This is a genomic window from Vibrio astriarenae, from assembly GCF_010587385.1.
Taxonomy (GTDB): Bacteria; Pseudomonadota; Gammaproteobacteria; order Enterobacterales; family Vibrionaceae; genus Vibrio; species Vibrio astriarenae.
Genome location: NZ_CP047475.1, coordinates 1,493,313 through 1,508,738 on the forward strand (window position 1 = coordinate 1,493,313; position 15,426 = coordinate 1,508,738).

At 44.3% G+C, this 15,426-nt stretch carries 9 protein-coding genes; all 9 read left to right on the forward strand.

From position 1 onward, the window contains the following. The first annotated feature begins 27 nt into the window (after positions 1–27). The 9 genes from GT360_RS07090 to GT360_RS07130 all read left to right on the forward strand — a co-directional run bounded on the left by GT360_RS07090 (position 28) and on the right by GT360_RS07130 (position 15,424). A complete protein-coding gene (locus tag GT360_RS07090; RefSeq protein ID WP_164648199.1) occupies positions 28–705 on the forward strand; it encodes a hypothetical protein in 678 nt (225 codons plus the stop codon). Between the two features lie 181 nt (positions 706–886). Further along, positions 887–3,499, forward strand: coding sequence for an aminopeptidase N (gene pepN / locus GT360_RS07095; RefSeq protein ID WP_164648200.1), 2,613 nt, complete (start codon positions 887–889; stop codon positions 3,497–3,499). A gap of 51 nt (positions 3,500–3,550) precedes the next feature. Continuing rightward, positions 3,551–3,769 (forward strand): DUF2835 domain-containing protein, encoded by a 219-nt coding sequence (locus GT360_RS07100; RefSeq protein WP_164648201.1) that lies wholly within the window; start codon positions 3,551–3,553, stop codon positions 3,767–3,769. Between the two features lie 182 nt (positions 3,770–3,951). After that, positions 3,952–8,790, forward strand: coding sequence for an NAD-glutamate dehydrogenase (locus tag GT360_RS07105; RefSeq protein WP_164648202.1), 4,839 nt, complete (start codon positions 3,952–3,954; stop codon positions 8,788–8,790). Between the two features lie 45 nt (positions 8,791–8,835). Continuing rightward, the gene (gene pyrD / locus GT360_RS07110; protein WP_164648203.1) at positions 8,836–9,846 is read left to right on the forward strand and encodes a quinone-dependent dihydroorotate dehydrogenase; all 1,011 of its coding nucleotides are present in this window, start codon (positions 8,836–8,838) and stop codon (positions 9,844–9,846) included. A gap of 179 nt (positions 9,847–10,025) precedes the next feature. After that, entirely contained in the window at positions 10,026–10,571 is a 546-nt protein-coding gene (locus GT360_RS07115) for a cell division protein ZapC (RefSeq protein ID WP_164648204.1), read from the forward strand. Between the two features lie 556 nt (positions 10,572–11,127). Further along, positions 11,128–13,263 carry a bifunctional 23S rRNA (guanine(2069)-N(7))-methyltransferase RlmK/23S rRNA (guanine(2445)-N(2))-methyltransferase RlmL gene (gene rlmKL / locus GT360_RS07120; RefSeq protein WP_164648205.1) on the forward strand — a complete coding sequence of 712 codons (2,136 nt, stop codon included), beginning with the start codon at positions 11,128–11,130 and terminating at the stop codon, positions 13,261–13,263. 18 nt (positions 13,264–13,281) lie between these two features. Then, positions 13,282–13,527: a glutaredoxin family protein gene (locus GT360_RS07125; RefSeq protein ID WP_164648206.1), complete on the forward strand. Its 246-nt coding sequence runs from the start codon at positions 13,282–13,284 to the stop codon at positions 13,525–13,527. After that, positions 13,505–15,424: an ABC transporter ATP-binding protein gene (locus GT360_RS07130; RefSeq protein WP_164648207.1), complete on the forward strand. Its 1,920-nt coding sequence runs from the start codon at positions 13,505–13,507 to the stop codon at positions 15,422–15,424. The genes GT360_RS07125 and GT360_RS07130 overlap by 23 nt, the downstream gene beginning before the upstream one ends. The last annotated feature ends 2 nt before the right edge of the window (positions 15,425–15,426 follow it).

The window sequence follows — 15,426 nt, forward strand, 5'->3', positions numbered from 1 at the left end:
AGACTCAAAGAGTAGAGGGGGAATGTTATGAAGTGGATTACAATAATTTTAACCGCACTCAGCTTACAGATTGCGAGTAGCGCACACAGCAAAGAGATCGACTTAACCCAGTTTGATCAACCTTTTCTGTTAGGGGATTGGTATTTACTCAATCCTGATCCAACCAACTCTGAAGAAGATTTTATTGCCGTTAAACTCTCTTTAGATTCGACCTACAATTTCACGATTGATATCCAGAAAAAAGACTTTTCTGTCGATCATTGGGAAGGGTTCTATCACGCCAGTGAAGATACGATCATTTTGGGTTCAAACAGCAGTGATCCTCAAATTTATGAGTACGATTTGAATCACAATGCACTGCAACTTAATGGTGTTATTTTCCGCAAAGCACTATCGAACGAATTAGCGGGGAGCTGGAGCAGTCACCAGTTGCGGGGTGATGACATGGCAGCGAGCGACATTCATCAGATGGAATTGACTTTGAGGCCTGACTTTGTGTTTGATTTCAAGGTGATTAATGATGCAGGTTTAGAGCGCGCGCACCAAGGCGTTTATATCACTGAAGGTGAGCAGCTCATTTTGCTTTATAAAGATGGTGAGCAATCCACGAGATATACATTAGACTCCGACGAGCTTACTCTCAAAGGCGAAGATGGCAGCACATTTGCCGTGTTATCACGTAACCAAATCACGAACCAACGATGATTGGTAAGGAGAATCGTCAGTTTTCTGTACCAAACTAAAAATCAGGTGTTTTGCAAAACAAAAACGCCTCGCATTTTCAATAAATACCGAGTAACGTTATGCTTTTGAACATAAGTTCAGGGCGTAACGTTTTTTGTGAGCCCAATAATTAGCTAGAAATGTTGTCGAGAGGGAAGAGACAATGACTCAACAAGCAACAACCCAACCCGTTGCCAAATATCGCAAAGACTACCAATCTCCAAGCCACACTACATCGGATATCGAACTCTATTTTGAACTGCACGACACAGCGACTGTCGTCACAGCGACTTCACAAGTAAAGCAATTAAAAGACTCTACAACGCTAGAGTTGGATGGAGAGCAGTTAGGTCTACAAACTCTGCAAGTCAATGGACAAGATTGGACAGAGTACGAACTCCTTGAAAACGGTTTGACAATCCACCAGCTACCAGAGCAATTCGAACTAAAAATCGTCACTCAAATAGACCCTGAAGCTAACACCGCGTTGGAAGGGTTGTATAAGTCTGGTGGTGCCTTTTGTACACAGTGTGAAGCCGAAGGCTTCCGCCGCATTACTTTTTATCAAGACCGGCCTGATGTGTTAGCTCGCTTTACCACAACGGTGGAAGCAGATAAAACAACTTACCCTTACTTACTGAGCAACGGTAACCGAGTAGATGAAGGTTCACTCGATAACGGCCGACACTGGGTGAAATGGCAAGATCCGCATCCAAAGCCCGCTTATCTGTTTGCGTTAGTAGCCGGTGATTTTGATGTGCTAACCGACAACTACACCACGCGCTCAGGTCGTGAAGTTGCACTTGAAATTTTTGTCGACAAGGGCAATTTAGATCGCGCACCCCATGCTATGACGTCACTCATTAACTCGATGAAGTGGGATGAAGAACGTTTCGGTTTAGAATATGACTTAGATATCTACATGATTGTTGCCGTCGACTTTTTCAATATGGGGGCGATGGAGAACAAGGGCCTCAATGTCTTCAACTCCAAATACGTTCTTGCTAACGAAAAGACAGCGACAGATACCGATTACTTGGGTATTGAGGCGGTCATCGGTCATGAATATTTCCATAACTGGACGGGTAACCGCGTGACTTGCCAGGACTGGTTCCAGTTGAGCCTTAAAGAGGGTTTGACGGTTTTCCGCGACCAAGAGTTTTCTTCGGATCTCGGCTCTCGTGCGGTGAATCGAATTAACAACGTACGTATCATTCGTGGTCCTCAGTTTGCTGAAGATGCAAGTCCGATGTCTCACCCAATACGCCCTGACAAAGTTATCGAGATGAATAACTTCTACACGTTGACCGTGTATGAGAAAGGCAGTGAAGTGATTCGTATGATGCACACCTTGTTGGGTGAAGAAGGCTTCCAAAAAGGGATGAAGCTCTATTTTGAGCGTCACGACGGTACAGCCGCCACTTGTGAAAATTTTGTCGCGGCAATGGAAGATGCTTCAAGCGTTGATCTGAAACAGTTCCGTTTATGGTACAGCCAGTCTGGTACGCCAACACTCGATGTGACCAGCGAATATGATGAAGCGAGCCAAACTTTTGCTCTAACGGTCTCTCAAAATACTGAAGCCACTCATGAGCAGAAAGAAAAGCAAGCTCTACACATCCCATTTGACGTTGAACTGTATAAACACACAGGTAAAGCGTTTAAGCTCATTATTGATGGCAAGCCAGTGTCAAATGTACTCAATGTGACAGAATCGAGCCAGACGTTCGTGTTTGAAGGAATTGAGTCTCAGCCTGTACCATCTTTGCTCAGAGAGTTTTCAGCGCCTGTTAAACTAAATTATGACTACAGTGATGAAGAACTTGTGTTTCTGATGCGTCATGCCACCAACGATTTCGCTCGCTGGGATGCAGGTCAAATGCTATTAGCTAAATACATCAAGTCTTTTGTTGCTGATACGTCAAAAGCCGTTGTCTTACCTGAGGGCGTAATTGATGCATTCCGCGGGGTACTTCTTGATTCATCACTCGAACCCGCCTTCATTGCAGAGATGCTAACGTTCCCATCTCACAATGAAGTCTCTGGTTGGTACAAGCGTGTCGATGTCGATGGTATCGCTAAGGTGCTAAAAGCAATTAAACAAGTCATTGCTCAAGCGCTTATCGATGAGCTTTCTGCCACTTACTATAGCCTTACGCAAGATGGGTACTCGATTGAGCATACAGAGATCGGTCAACGCTCACTGCGTAATGTATGTTTGGGCTTCTTAGCTTATACAGAACAAGGTAACACTTTAGTCGAGAAGCAGTACGACACCTCAAGCAATATGACAGACACGATTGCGGCTATGTCTGCAGCTAATGTGGCGCAGTTGGCTTGTCGTGAATCGCTAATGGCTGACTACAGTGACAAATGGAAGCACGATGGTCTCGTCATGGATAAATGGTTCATGCTGCAAGGGACTAATCCTGCAAGTAATGCACTGGAAGTGATCCGCGACTCTATGAACCACGAAGCGTTCAGTTTGAAAAATCCAAATCGTATCAGAAGTCTAGTTGGCGCATTCTTGAACAACAACCCAGTTCAATTTCACTCTAAGTCAGGAGAAGGCTATCAATTTGCTGGTGAGATTTTACGTCAGCTTAATGAGAGTAACCCGCAGGTTGCTTCTCGTTTGATTGATCCGCTGCTTAAGTTCCGTCTATACGATGAGCAACGTCAGGTATTGATAAAGCAAGAGCTTGATGGATTAAAATCGTTAGATAACTTAGCGAAAGACCTGTTCGAAAAGGTCACCAAGGCAACTGAAGAATAGAATTCTCTTATGGGCGGCTCCTTGATTGCCGCCCCTTTTTACTAAGCAGCTATGAATCAATATCACTTTCAACTCAATATCAGTTACCAATCCTTCTTACAGCACTATTCTGGTGTCGCGAGTAATGTTTTAGTGACAACGACAACCGGAGTTCGTATTCAACTTCCAGCCTCACGCTTCAGACCTTTTCTTTCACAAATAGGGGTGAAAGGCCACTTTCGCCTAATTACTGACCAAAACAATAGGTTTCTCAAGTTAGAACGTCTATAGATAAGATGATTAATAGTGAATGAAATTAAATCTCAATCACACAATTGAACATTTCACTGTTTTGTCGTTACTAATTTGTTACTTCGCTCAAGCAGAACTTTTACAATAACTCCATCATTAAAGGGTATAGCCACTATGCTTATACCAAATCCTAATAAAAACAAAATGTGTGGAGTGTTCTTATGTCAGAACGAGAAACCATCATCCCCGTACTCCTAGAGAAAGTCATCCAACTTATTCACGATAAATTGCCCGCTAGTGATACCCCGTTAGTCACTCAATTAGCAGAACATCTGTTTAGTAATGTTTCGCATGATGATCTGATTCATCGAAACGAATCTGATCTTTACGGTGCGGTTCTTAGCTTGTGGCATCATTTAGGTGAGAAAAATGCTCAAGACATTTCAGTGCGGGTTTTCAACCCAACTGTAAGCCGTCGCGGCTGGCAGTCAACGCATACGATTATTGAAATAGTTGTCGCAGATGGTCCGTTTTTAGTTGATTCAGTAAAAATGGCGCTTTCTCGTCTCGGCCTGACTGCCCATTTAATGTTGCATGGACCAACTCGAGTAGAGCGAGACCAGCAAAGTGTGGTGAGCATCAACCAAACGAAAGGGGATTTGGCCTCTTTGTTTCATATTGAAGTGGATAGATTAACTTCCGATGAAGAGATGGCTCAGCTCAAACATGAAATATTGAGTGTGCTAAATGACACTAACTTGGTTGTGCGTGACTGGCAGTTGATGTCGGACAAACTAACGGAAGTGATTCAAGATCTTGAAGAGCAAAAAGATGCTGGTTTCATTGATATAGAGCGTTATGAAGAGAGCATTCAATTTTTACGTTGGTTAGGCGAACACAATTTCACCTTCATGGGTTACAAAGAGTATGACTTAGTGGCCGATGGCGATGCTATCGAGCTAAGACCAAACTCTGATCAAGGATTAGGTCTGTTTTCTCAACCGGATAAAGTGCGTACGGTTTCTCTTTCTGAGTTTCCTGATTCTGCACGACTTGAAGCACAAAAGCCTTATCTACTCATTTTGACTAAAGGTAATGTCCAGTCGCGTATTCATCGCCCTGCCTATACCGATTATATTGGCATTAAGAAACTGGATAAGAACGGCAAAGTAATAGGTGAACACCGCTTTACTGGCCTATATACCTCAGCCGTGTATAACCAAAGCGTTCAAACAATCCCTCTGATTAGCCAAAAAGTTCAGCGGATACTTGAACAGAGCGGGTATTTGCAAGGTTCGTACGCTTATAAGGCGCTAAATAATATCTTAGAAAACTTTCCGCGTGATGAGCTGCTTCAAGCGAAAGAGAAAGAACTTCGCGAGATGGGAATGGGTGTGGTCCAGATGCAGGACCGAGATCTGTTAAGACTCTTTGTACGTCGTGATCCCTTTGGTCGCTTCTTTAGTTGTATGGTGTATGTGACTAAAGAGAGATACAACACCGAATTAAGAAGACAGACGCAACGAATCCTCAAGCAATATTTTGGTTCTGATCAAGACGTTGACTTTACGACGTTTTTCTCAGAAAGCCCGTTAGCGAGAACGCACTATATTGTTCGTGTCGATAACAACAATATCGATGTTGATGTCAAACTAGTAGAGCAGAACTTAATGGAAGCATCTTCAACTTGGGACGATAGACTCTCTTCAACCATCATCTCAAACTTTGGTGAAAGTAAGGGTGTACCTCTTTCAAAGCAATACTCGTATGCCTTCCCACGTTCATATAAAGAAGATGTATTGCCAGCCGCAGCGGTATCGGATATCGAGCGTCTTGAAAAACTGAGCGATGAAAACAAACTTGGCATGTTGTTCTATCGACCTCAAGAGCTTGCTGCTGATTCGAACGCAGTTAGGCTAAAACTGTATCATCGTAACGAGCCAATTCATCTTTCTGATGTGATGCCAATGTTAGAAAACTTGGGATTACGAGTGATCGGCGAGTCTCCTTATGAGATCAATCGCAAAGACGGCCAAACGTTTTGGATCCTAGATTTTTCAATGCTTCATAAGAGTGGTGGAACAGTTGATCTTCGTGAAGCGCGAGATCGTTTTCAACACGCTTTTGCTGCAATATGGTCTGGCGATCTAGAGAGTGATGGCTTTAACCGACTCGTGTTAGGGGCATCGCTGACAGGTCGCGAAACCTCAATTTTACGCGCGTACGCTCGCTATATGCGTCAAGTTGGCTTCCCGTTCAGTCAGAGCTATATCGAAGATACACTCACTAATCATCCAGAGTTGGCGAAAGCGCTGGTGGAACTGTTTGAGCATCGATTTGATCCGAGTTTGGAAGAGGATGCTTCGCAGCAACATACTACGTTAGCCAAAATCACTGAGCTTTTGGATGACGTCGAAAGCCTAGATGACGATCGAATTATTCGCCGCTATATGGATATGATCGTCGCAACGCTGCGCACAAACTACTATCAGGTGAATGAGTTTGGTGAACCTAAGCCGTGGCTTTCACTCAAGATGCAGCCAAGTCTTATTCCAGAAATTCCTCAGCCGGTACCGGCATTCGAGATCTTTGTTTATGCACCGGATATTGAAGGTGTGCATCTGCGTGGCGGTAAAGTTGCACGTGGTGGTTTGCGTTGGTCCGATAGACAAGAAGATTTCCGTACAGAAATCCTTGGTCTAGTCAAAGCGCAACAGGTAAAAAATACCGTGATTGTCCCGGTGGGTGCAAAAGGCGGCTTTGTTTGCAAACGTCAGCCTAGTTTATCGAGCCGTGATGAAATTTTCGCTGAAGGCCAACACTGTTATAAACGCTTCATCCGCGCGTTATTAGATGTATCAGACAATATAGTCGATGGAAAATTGGTTCCACCTGCCAATGTGGTTCGTCACGATGAAGATGATCCTTACTTGGTGGTGGCTGCTGACAAAGGTACAGCCACATTCTCTGATTTAGCCAACTCGGTATCTGAAGAGTACAACTTCTGGCTAGGGGATGCGTTTGCATCTGGCGGGTCAAATGGTTATGACCACAAAGCCATGGGTATTACTGCTAAGGGGGGATGGGAGTCCGTTAAACGCCACTTCCGCGAAATGGGCATTGATTGCCAAACCACCGATTTTACCGCGGCGGGTATCGGCGATATGGCTGGCGATGTGTTTGGCAATGGTATGCTCCTATCAAAGCATACTCGCTTATTAGCGGCGTTTAACCACATGCATATCTTCCTTGATCCAAATCCAGATTCGGCAAGTAGTTGGGAGGAACGAAAGCGTTTGTTTGATCTTCCGCGTTCGAGCTGGGAAGACTATGATCAAAGCTTGATCTCAGAAGGTGGTGGTATTTTCTCTCGACGATCCAAGTCCATTTCCTTGACCCCAGAAATTCAGCAATTGCTCGATACGTCACAACAATCGATTGCTCCAAATGATCTGATTAAGTTGATATTGAAAATGCAGGTTGATCTGCTGTGGAATGGAGGTATTGGAACCTACATTAAATCTGACCAAGAGTCACATTCTGATGTTGGAGACCGCGCCAACGACGCACTCAGAATTAACGGTAAAGAGTTACGAGCAAAAATTGTCGGTGAGGGCGGTAATTTAGGCTTAACTCAACTAGGTAGAATCGAGTTTGCTTTGAACGGTGGTCGGGTCAACACCGATTTTGTTGATAATGTGGGTGGTGTGGATTGTTCAGATAATGAAGTCAACATTAAGATCTTCCTTAACAGTTTGGTGACGTCGGGGGATCTGACGGTTAAGCAACGCAATACGATTCTAGAGTCGATGGAAGATGAAGTGGGTGACATCGTTCTTGATGATGCTTATCACCAATCTGAAGCGATCTCTGTTGCAGAGCATCAGGGCGTGGCGGCCATGAAAGAGCTTATTCGCTTTATTCATACGATTGAAAAAGCAGGATACTTAGATAGACAGCTTGAGTATATTCCAGATGATGAGACGTTGGGTGAACGTGAGAAACTGGGGGCATCATTAACGCGGCCAGAGCTTTCTGTATTGGTCGCTTATGCGAAAATGATCTTGAAAGAGCAGCTGGTGGATGAAGCAATATCAGATGATAGCTTCCATGGTCAGCAACTCATCAATTACTTCCCAACCGAGTTACGCCGTAACTACATTTCAGCAATGGACAAACATCCTTTGAAAGCGGAGATCATTGCTACAGCATTAGCGAACCAAATGGTTAACGAAATGGGTTGTAATTTTGTCACTCGGCTTCAGGAAGAGACGGGCTCAACAGTCATCGATGTCACCAATGCGTATACGGCGGCTAGAGAAGTGTTTGAACTTAACCACGTGTTTGAAAAAATTCGCCAACATGACAACATCGCGCCATCATCGGTCCAATATGAGATGATTGTAGTAGTGAGACGCAGTATTCGACGACTATCCCGCTGGCTATTGAGAACCCACCATGGTTCAATCAAAGTAAATGATGTGATTGAGCGATACAAAGCAGATGCAAACACCGTAATTTCCGTCTTAGATAGTACGCTAGTAGAGAGTGAAGTGGCGGAACACAACACATTGGCTCAGTCGTGGATTGATCAGGGTATTGATGCTGAGCTAGCTAACTTTGTGTCTCGTTTATCAAGTTTATACTCAGTACTGGATATATCCACAGTATCTCGTGAAATGGGCACTTCTGTGCAAGAAACCGCCAAGCTTTACTTTAATTTGGGGGATCAGTTGTCCCTTCATTGGTTCTTGAAGCAGATAAATGGTCAAGCCGTCGATAATAATTGGCAGGCGTTAGCAAGAGCGGCCTTTAGAGAAGATCTTGATTGGCAACAACGTCAATTAACACGCCAAGTGCTTGGCTGCGGCTGTAGTGCGGAGCAAATCGATGTATTAGAGAAGCTAGATGAGTGGATTTCAACCAATGAGCAACCACTTTATCGTTGGAATAGCATTTTGAATGAGTTCAAAGTCGGTTCGGTGCATGAATTTGCAAAATTTTCCGTCGCATTACGAGAATTAATGCTATTAAATTTGAATTGTTCATCAAATGAGTAAATAATAACGCCCCGTTTACCACGGGGCTTTTTATTCGGAGGCACAATGCTTTACCGTCTTGCCAGAACTGGCATTTTTCAACTCGATGCAGAGAAAGCGCACGATCTTGCGATCGATAACTTCAAGCGTTTTACCGGCACACCACTTGATCTTTTCTACCGCCAAAAATTACCACACCGTCCAGTAGAGTGTATGGGGATTACTTTCCCAAACCCTGTTGGTTTAGCTGCTGGTCTTGATAAAAATGGTGAATGTATCGAAGCTTTTGATGCGATGGGCTTCGGTTTCGTTGAAGTAGGTACGGTCACACCACGCCCTCAGCCAGGCAATGATAAGCCGCGCCTTTTTCGTCTTGTTGAAGCGGAAGGTATCATCAACCGCATGGGTTTCAACAATAAAGGTGTCGATTACCTGGTTGAGAACGTTAAAAAAGCCAACTTCAACTGTGTTCTTGGCATCAATATCGGTAAAAACAAAGACACACCGATTGAGAAGGGTACCGAAGATTATCTGATCTGTATGGAGAAGGTGTATGAACATGCTGGCTATATTGCAGCAAACATTTCATCACCAAACACTCCAGGACTTCGTACTTTGCAGTATGGCGAAGCACTTGATGAGCTTCTTTCTGCGCTAAAAGACAAACAAGCAGAGCTTGCCGAGAAGTTTGATAAGTATGTACCACTTGCTCTAAAAATAGCCCCGGATCTAAGTGATGATGAAATTGAGCAAATTTGCCAATCTTTGATCAAATTTAAGATTGATGGTGTTATTGCAACCAACACCACACTTGACCGTTCACTTGTTGAAGGAATGAAGCATGCGAATGAAGCAGGGGGATTAAGTGGACGCCCAGTTCAGTCTCGCAGTACCGAGGTCGTGCGCAAACTTTCTAAAGCGCTTAAAGGTCAATTACCAATCATCGGTGTTGGTGGTGTTGATTCTGTCATTGCAGCAAAAGAGAAGATGTCAGCGGGCGCCGAGCTAGTACAAGTCTACTCAGGGTTTATTTACCATGGACCAGGTTTGGTTCGTGATATCGTCAAAAACCTCTAACTCAATGTGACGCCGTCACTCTGTAAATTGTCACTTTAATTTGATTCTACAAAGAGGGAATGAGAGATCATTTCCTCTTTTTTTATTTCGATCTATTCATAAACTAGGTGAAAACGCACATGATTTAACTTGCAGCAACATGTGACTTGATAATTAGGGCAGATTAGAGAGTAGGACACATGCTTAAACCTAGAGACAACTGGACGTGGTATTTTGATGATACGGAAAATCACCTAATGCTTGACCTAGGTGACAACATGCTGTTCAAAACAAACCTTCCTCGCAAGCTTCTCGTCGATTATGCAGTTGGCACAAATGTTTTTTGTGTTGATGACGCAACGAGCTTTCAAACATTCAAAGAATCTCTGACCCATTTAGACCTTTCAGAACCAAGGCAAGCAGAATTGGCCCTGTACTGCGTCGCAGCAAAACGTTTTCATAAGCCAGTTCAGCCTAAGAGCTGGTTCTTTAGTGAAGGTCAGGGTAGCCCATGTCGTCTCCACGAGGGAAACCTCGTTAATCTTTCAAATGAGTTTGGCAAAGGACTGTTCATTATTCTCGAGGTTGGTGAGAACGTCTGCCTAATCACACCGGTCGAGCTAGAAGGCTTCACTCTTCGAGAGGGTAAGGTGTTAGCCTTCGGAGAACCTATTAAAGTGATGCATGACCGCATCGGAGAGACCTATCATGCAATTATGGATGTACCGGTTGCACTTGTAGGTTAGTTAACCAGTTTCGTTCCTTCTTTTGATATTTCCTGTCGGCTATATGCCGGCTTTTTTTTGTCCTATTCCCCCCAAAGAAGGGCATGTTTCCAGCAGCCCTACAAAGAGGTTCCCTCGAAATCGCTGAACATGGGCTGTGACTCTACAGTCAATTCTTGAAAAAAAATGCTCATTTTGTCTCTGAGACAACCCCATGTTCAACCCCTAAATTTCGTCAAATTCCGCTTTTAACCTAGTTTTGTAACTAAATTTCACATCAATTTTAGTGCTGGTATAGACCAATTTACGAGTGAATAAGTATGTATTCACTTCCATTAAAGCCCAGTAAACACGGGCTTTGGCTATTCAAAACCGTGTTACAGACCAAAAAGTAGCCAGCATGATTCGTTTGAAAGCTTAAAAGTAAACAATAGGGGCGTTACTAGAGGAGATAAGCGGATAAACCGTGTTGAATTGAATGTTTGCTAGGCAACTAAACAGTAAAAAATGGAGTTAATTTATCAATCCACTTCAATGTCAGTTATAATCTGGGAAATTTTCCTTGAAAGAACCTCTTATGCATCAATACCTCGCAGTCACATCGAACGGCCTTGAAAACTTATTGGCTGATGAACTCGCAAAACTGGGCATTGAAAACCCAAAACCAGTCCAAGCTGGTGTGAAATTTAAAGCATCACTAGAGCAGGTTTATCGCTGTTGTTTATGGAGTCGGTTAGCCTCTCGTTTTGTACGTGTTTTGTCTGAGTTCCGTTGTCAGGATGATATGGATCTATACCTGTCGGTTAATGCCATTAATTGGCCAAACCATTTCCACGGCTCTAAGAAAATCGTGGTGGACTTTAATGGTACCAACCGTGAGATCCGTAACAGCCAGTACGGTGCGATGAAGGTAAAAGATGCGATTGTGGATTCTTTTGAGAAGAAAAACCTTCCGAGACCGTCGATCAGTAAAGATCAACCTGATCTTCGTATTCATGTTCGCCTTCACCGTGACAATGCGATCTTAGGTATTGATATGGTGGGAAGCGGTTTGCACCAACGTGGCTACCGTACAGAATCAGGCCGTGCGCCACTTCGTGAGACATTAGCTTCAGCTATCGTTCAGCGCAGTGGCTGGGAGCATGACAAGCCACTGCTCGATCCAATGTGTGGTTCAGGTACCTTGTTGATTGAAGCGGCCATGCTGGCTGCCAACATGGCACCGGGTGTCATGCGCAAATACTGGAGCTTTGAAGCGCTGGAAGACTTCGATGCAGAAATGTGGGCAGAGATTAAGTCTGAAGCATCAGTGCAAGCTCGTCGCGGCATAAAAAAGGTGTCGGCTCGCTTCTACGGCTTCGATAACGATACTCGCGTACTTAAAACCGCTCGCGATAATGCTCGCCGTGCAGGAGTCGAGTCACTAATTACTTTTGAAAAGGGCGATGCAGCGCTTGTTAAGCGTCCTGCTGACTTTGAAAACGGTACAATTATTTGTAACCCTCCATACGGTGAACGTCTGGGCACACATCCTGGTTTGATTGCGCTGTATACGGCCTTCGGTGCGCAGATGAAAGCAGAGTTTGGTGGTTGTAATGCATCGATCTTCTCTAGCTCAGATGACTTATTGAGCTGTCTGCGTATGCGCGCAGACAAACAGTATAAATTGAATAACGGCGCGTTACCGTGTCACCAGAAAAACTACTCAATCACTGAACGAGTGGGTGAGGCAAGCTCTGATGGTGCTGCTGACAACAGTAAAAACGCTTCCTCTATTGCGCCAGACTTTGCCAACCGTCTAAAAAAGAACATTGGCAAGATTGGTAAGTGGGCGAAAAAAGAGCAACTTGACTGTTACCGCATCTACGATGCTGATTTGCCAGAATACAACGTGGCAATTGATATCTATCTCGACCACTTGGTCATTCAAGAGTACGCTGCGCCTAAGAACATTCCACCAGAGAAAGCAAAGCGCCGTCTAACTGATATTATCCGCGCAGCAATTGATGTGACGGGTACTGATGCAAACAAGGTCATTCTGAAAACTCGTGAAAAGCAGAAAGGTCGGTCTCAGTACGAGAAGCTATCCCAGCAGTCTGACACAATGAATGTTAATGAGTATGGCGTTAAGCTCATCGTTAACCTGCATGATTACCTAGATACCGGTTTATTCTTGGACCACAAGATTACTCGTCGCAAGATAGGTGAGCTTTCTCAGGGTAAAAAATTCCTCAACTTGTTTGCCTATACTGGCTCTGCAACGGTGCACGCTGCCGTTGGTGGTGCTCAGTCAACCACGACGGTCGATATGTCTAAAACCTACCTTGAGTGGGCAAAAGAGAATATGGCGCTAAATGGTCAGGTAGGGCGCCAACATCAGTACATTCAAGCTGATTGTTTGCAGTGGCTAGATAATGCGTCAGAGCAGTACGACTTAATCTTTATCGATCCGCCAACGTTTTCCAATTCAAAACGCATGGAACAAACATTCGACGTTCAACGCGACCACATTCAGTTGATGAAGAATCTGAAGCGACTATTAGCTCAGCAGGGCACTATTGTATTCTCTAACAATAAGCGTCATTTCAAAATGGATATGGATGCGATGGCAGAACTAGGGCTCAAAGCTCAGAATATTTCGCATCAGACACTACCACTTGATTTCGGTCGCAATAAGCATATCCACAACTGCTGGATCGTGTCTCACGCATAAATAGGTATTCATTCAGGGATGAACATTACTTTATTCAGTACAGAGGGCTGCCACTTATGTGAGCAGGCCTTCTCACTTCTCGAACAGGTAGGCCTTGGTAAGCAAGTCGACATCGTTGACATTGCATTTGATGATGAGCTGTTTTCACGTTACGGCGTCACTATACCTGTACTCAATTTCAATAATAATGAACTAAACTGGCCGTTTGACGAGGCGAGTTTAGCGAACTGGTTAACTGCAAATGGCATTACTTACAATTCATAACGGCCTTCTGGGCTTTGGCGACCATCCGCTTCTTGATCATGTTGAATTCGCTTTACAAGAGAATGAGCGTGTTTGTCTGGTTGGGCGCAATGGTGCGGGTAAATCTACGCTGATGAAGGTGTTATCAGGTGAGGTTTTACTTGATGATGGCAAGCTAAACATTACTCAAGATGTTGTTGTTTCACGTCTTGAGCAGGATCCACCGCGGAATGAGCAAGGTACGGTTTATGACTATGTCGCTAAAGGCCTAGCTGAGGTGGGAGAGCAGTTGAAGATCTATCAGGATCTACTTGATCTCGTTGCCGTAGAGCCGACTGAGTCAAACATCAAACGTTTAGCAAACACCCAAGAACAGCTTGAACACTCGGGAGCTTGGCGCTTCGAAGATCGTATCAAAAACGTGTTAGCGGCCCTTAAGCTGGACGGTCATACTAAGCTGTCGGACCTTTCTGGTGGTTGGCAGCGTAAAGCAGCGCTTGCGCGAGCACTCGTTCGTGACCCTGACGTATTGTTACTTGATGAACCAACTAACCACCTAGATGTAACAACGATTGAGTGGCTAGAGGGCTTTTTAAAAGACTTCCGCGGTTCCATTATCTTTATTTCGCATGACCGTGCTTTCATCAAATCAATGGCAACACGCATTGTTGACCTAGATCGCGGCGCACTGAGCTCATTCCCAGGTGATTATGAAAATTACCTGGTTGAAAAAGAAGAGATGCTACGCGTTGAAGAGATGCAGAATGCTGAGTTTGATAAAAAGCTCGCTCAAGAAGAGGTGTGGATTCGTCAAGGGATTAAGGCTCGTCGCACTCGTAACGAAGGACGTGTACGCGCACTAAAAGCTTTACGTGAAGAACGCAAAGAGCGCCGTGAAGTGCAGGGTAAAGCCAATATCCGTATTGATGATGCAGCGCGCTCAGGCAAAATTGTGTTTGAAGCGAATAATCTTGGTTTCAGCTTTGATGGCAAGACGATCGTCAATGATTTTACCTTCAACATCATGCGAGGTGATCGTATTGCTCTTATCGGCCCTAATGGCTGTGGTAAGAGTACGCTGCTTAAGTTGTTATTGGGCAATTTGGAGCCAACACAAGGCAGTTTGCACTGTGGTACCAAACTTGAAGTCGCTTATTTTGACCAATACCGGGAGATTTTGGATCCAGAGAAAACCGTTATCGACAACTTGGCTGATGGTAAGCAAGAAGTGATGGTAGGCGGTCGTCAGCGTCATGCCCTAAGTTATCTGCAAGACTTTTTGTTCTCTCCAAAGCGTGCCCGCACACCTGTAAAGGCGCTTTCAGGTGGTGAGAAAAATCGCTTGTTACTCGCGCGTATTTTCTTACGTTCAAATAACTTATTAATCCTAGATGAACCGACCAACGATTTAGATATCGAAACTTTGGAACTTTTAGAGGATTTGCTTGCCAATTATCAGGGTACTTTGCTTTTGGTGAGCCACGACCGTCAATTTGTCGATAATACTGTAACTTCAAGCTGGATTTTTGAAGGCAACGGCATCATCGAAGAGTTCGTTGGTGGCTATCATGATGCACAGCAACAACGTGAGCAAGTCAAAGCAAGCCGTGCTGCGTATGAAAAGCCAGCAAAAGTTGAAAAGGTGGTTGACCCAACTCCCAAAACAACGGTAAAACCGGGTAAGTCGAAGAAGTTATCTTATAAACTGCAACGAGAGCTAGAAGCCTTACCTGAAAAACTTGAGCAACTCGAAACCGAAATCGGTGAGATGCAAGAACAAGTAAATAATCCAGAGTTCTTCAGCAAAGGCGTTGAAGTAACTCAACCAATTTTAGACAAACTAGCTAAACTTGAAGAAGAGCTGGAAATTGCTTTCGAACGCTGGGACGAGCTCGAAGCAATGCAACAGGAAAGTTAATT

Coding starts and splice junctions, on each gene's coding strand:
- pepN (WP_164648200.1), top strand. CDS start 887: ATGACTCAACAAGCAACAACCCAACCCGTTGCCAAATATCGCAAAGAC.
- GT360_RS07125 (WP_164648206.1), top strand. CDS start 13,282: ATGAACATTACTTTATTCAGTACAGAGGGCTGCCACTTATGTGAGCAG.
- GT360_RS07130 (WP_164648207.1), top strand. CDS start 13,505: ATGGCATTACTTACAATTCATAACGGCCTTCTGGGCTTTGGCGACCAT.
- GT360_RS07115 (WP_164648204.1), top strand. CDS start 10,026: ATGCTTAAACCTAGAGACAACTGGACGTGGTATTTTGATGATACGGAA.
- rlmKL (WP_164648205.1), top strand. CDS start 11,128: ATGCATCAATACCTCGCAGTCACATCGAACGGCCTTGAAAACTTATTG.
- GT360_RS07100 (WP_164648201.1), top strand. CDS start 3,551: ATGAATCAATATCACTTTCAACTCAATATCAGTTACCAATCCTTCTTA.
- GT360_RS07105 (WP_164648202.1), top strand. CDS start 3,952: ATGTCAGAACGAGAAACCATCATCCCCGTACTCCTAGAGAAAGTCATC.
- GT360_RS07090 (WP_164648199.1), top strand. CDS start 28: ATGAAGTGGATTACAATAATTTTAACCGCACTCAGCTTACAGATTGCG.
- pyrD (WP_164648203.1), top strand. CDS start 8,836: ATGCTTTACCGTCTTGCCAGAACTGGCATTTTTCAACTCGATGCAGAG.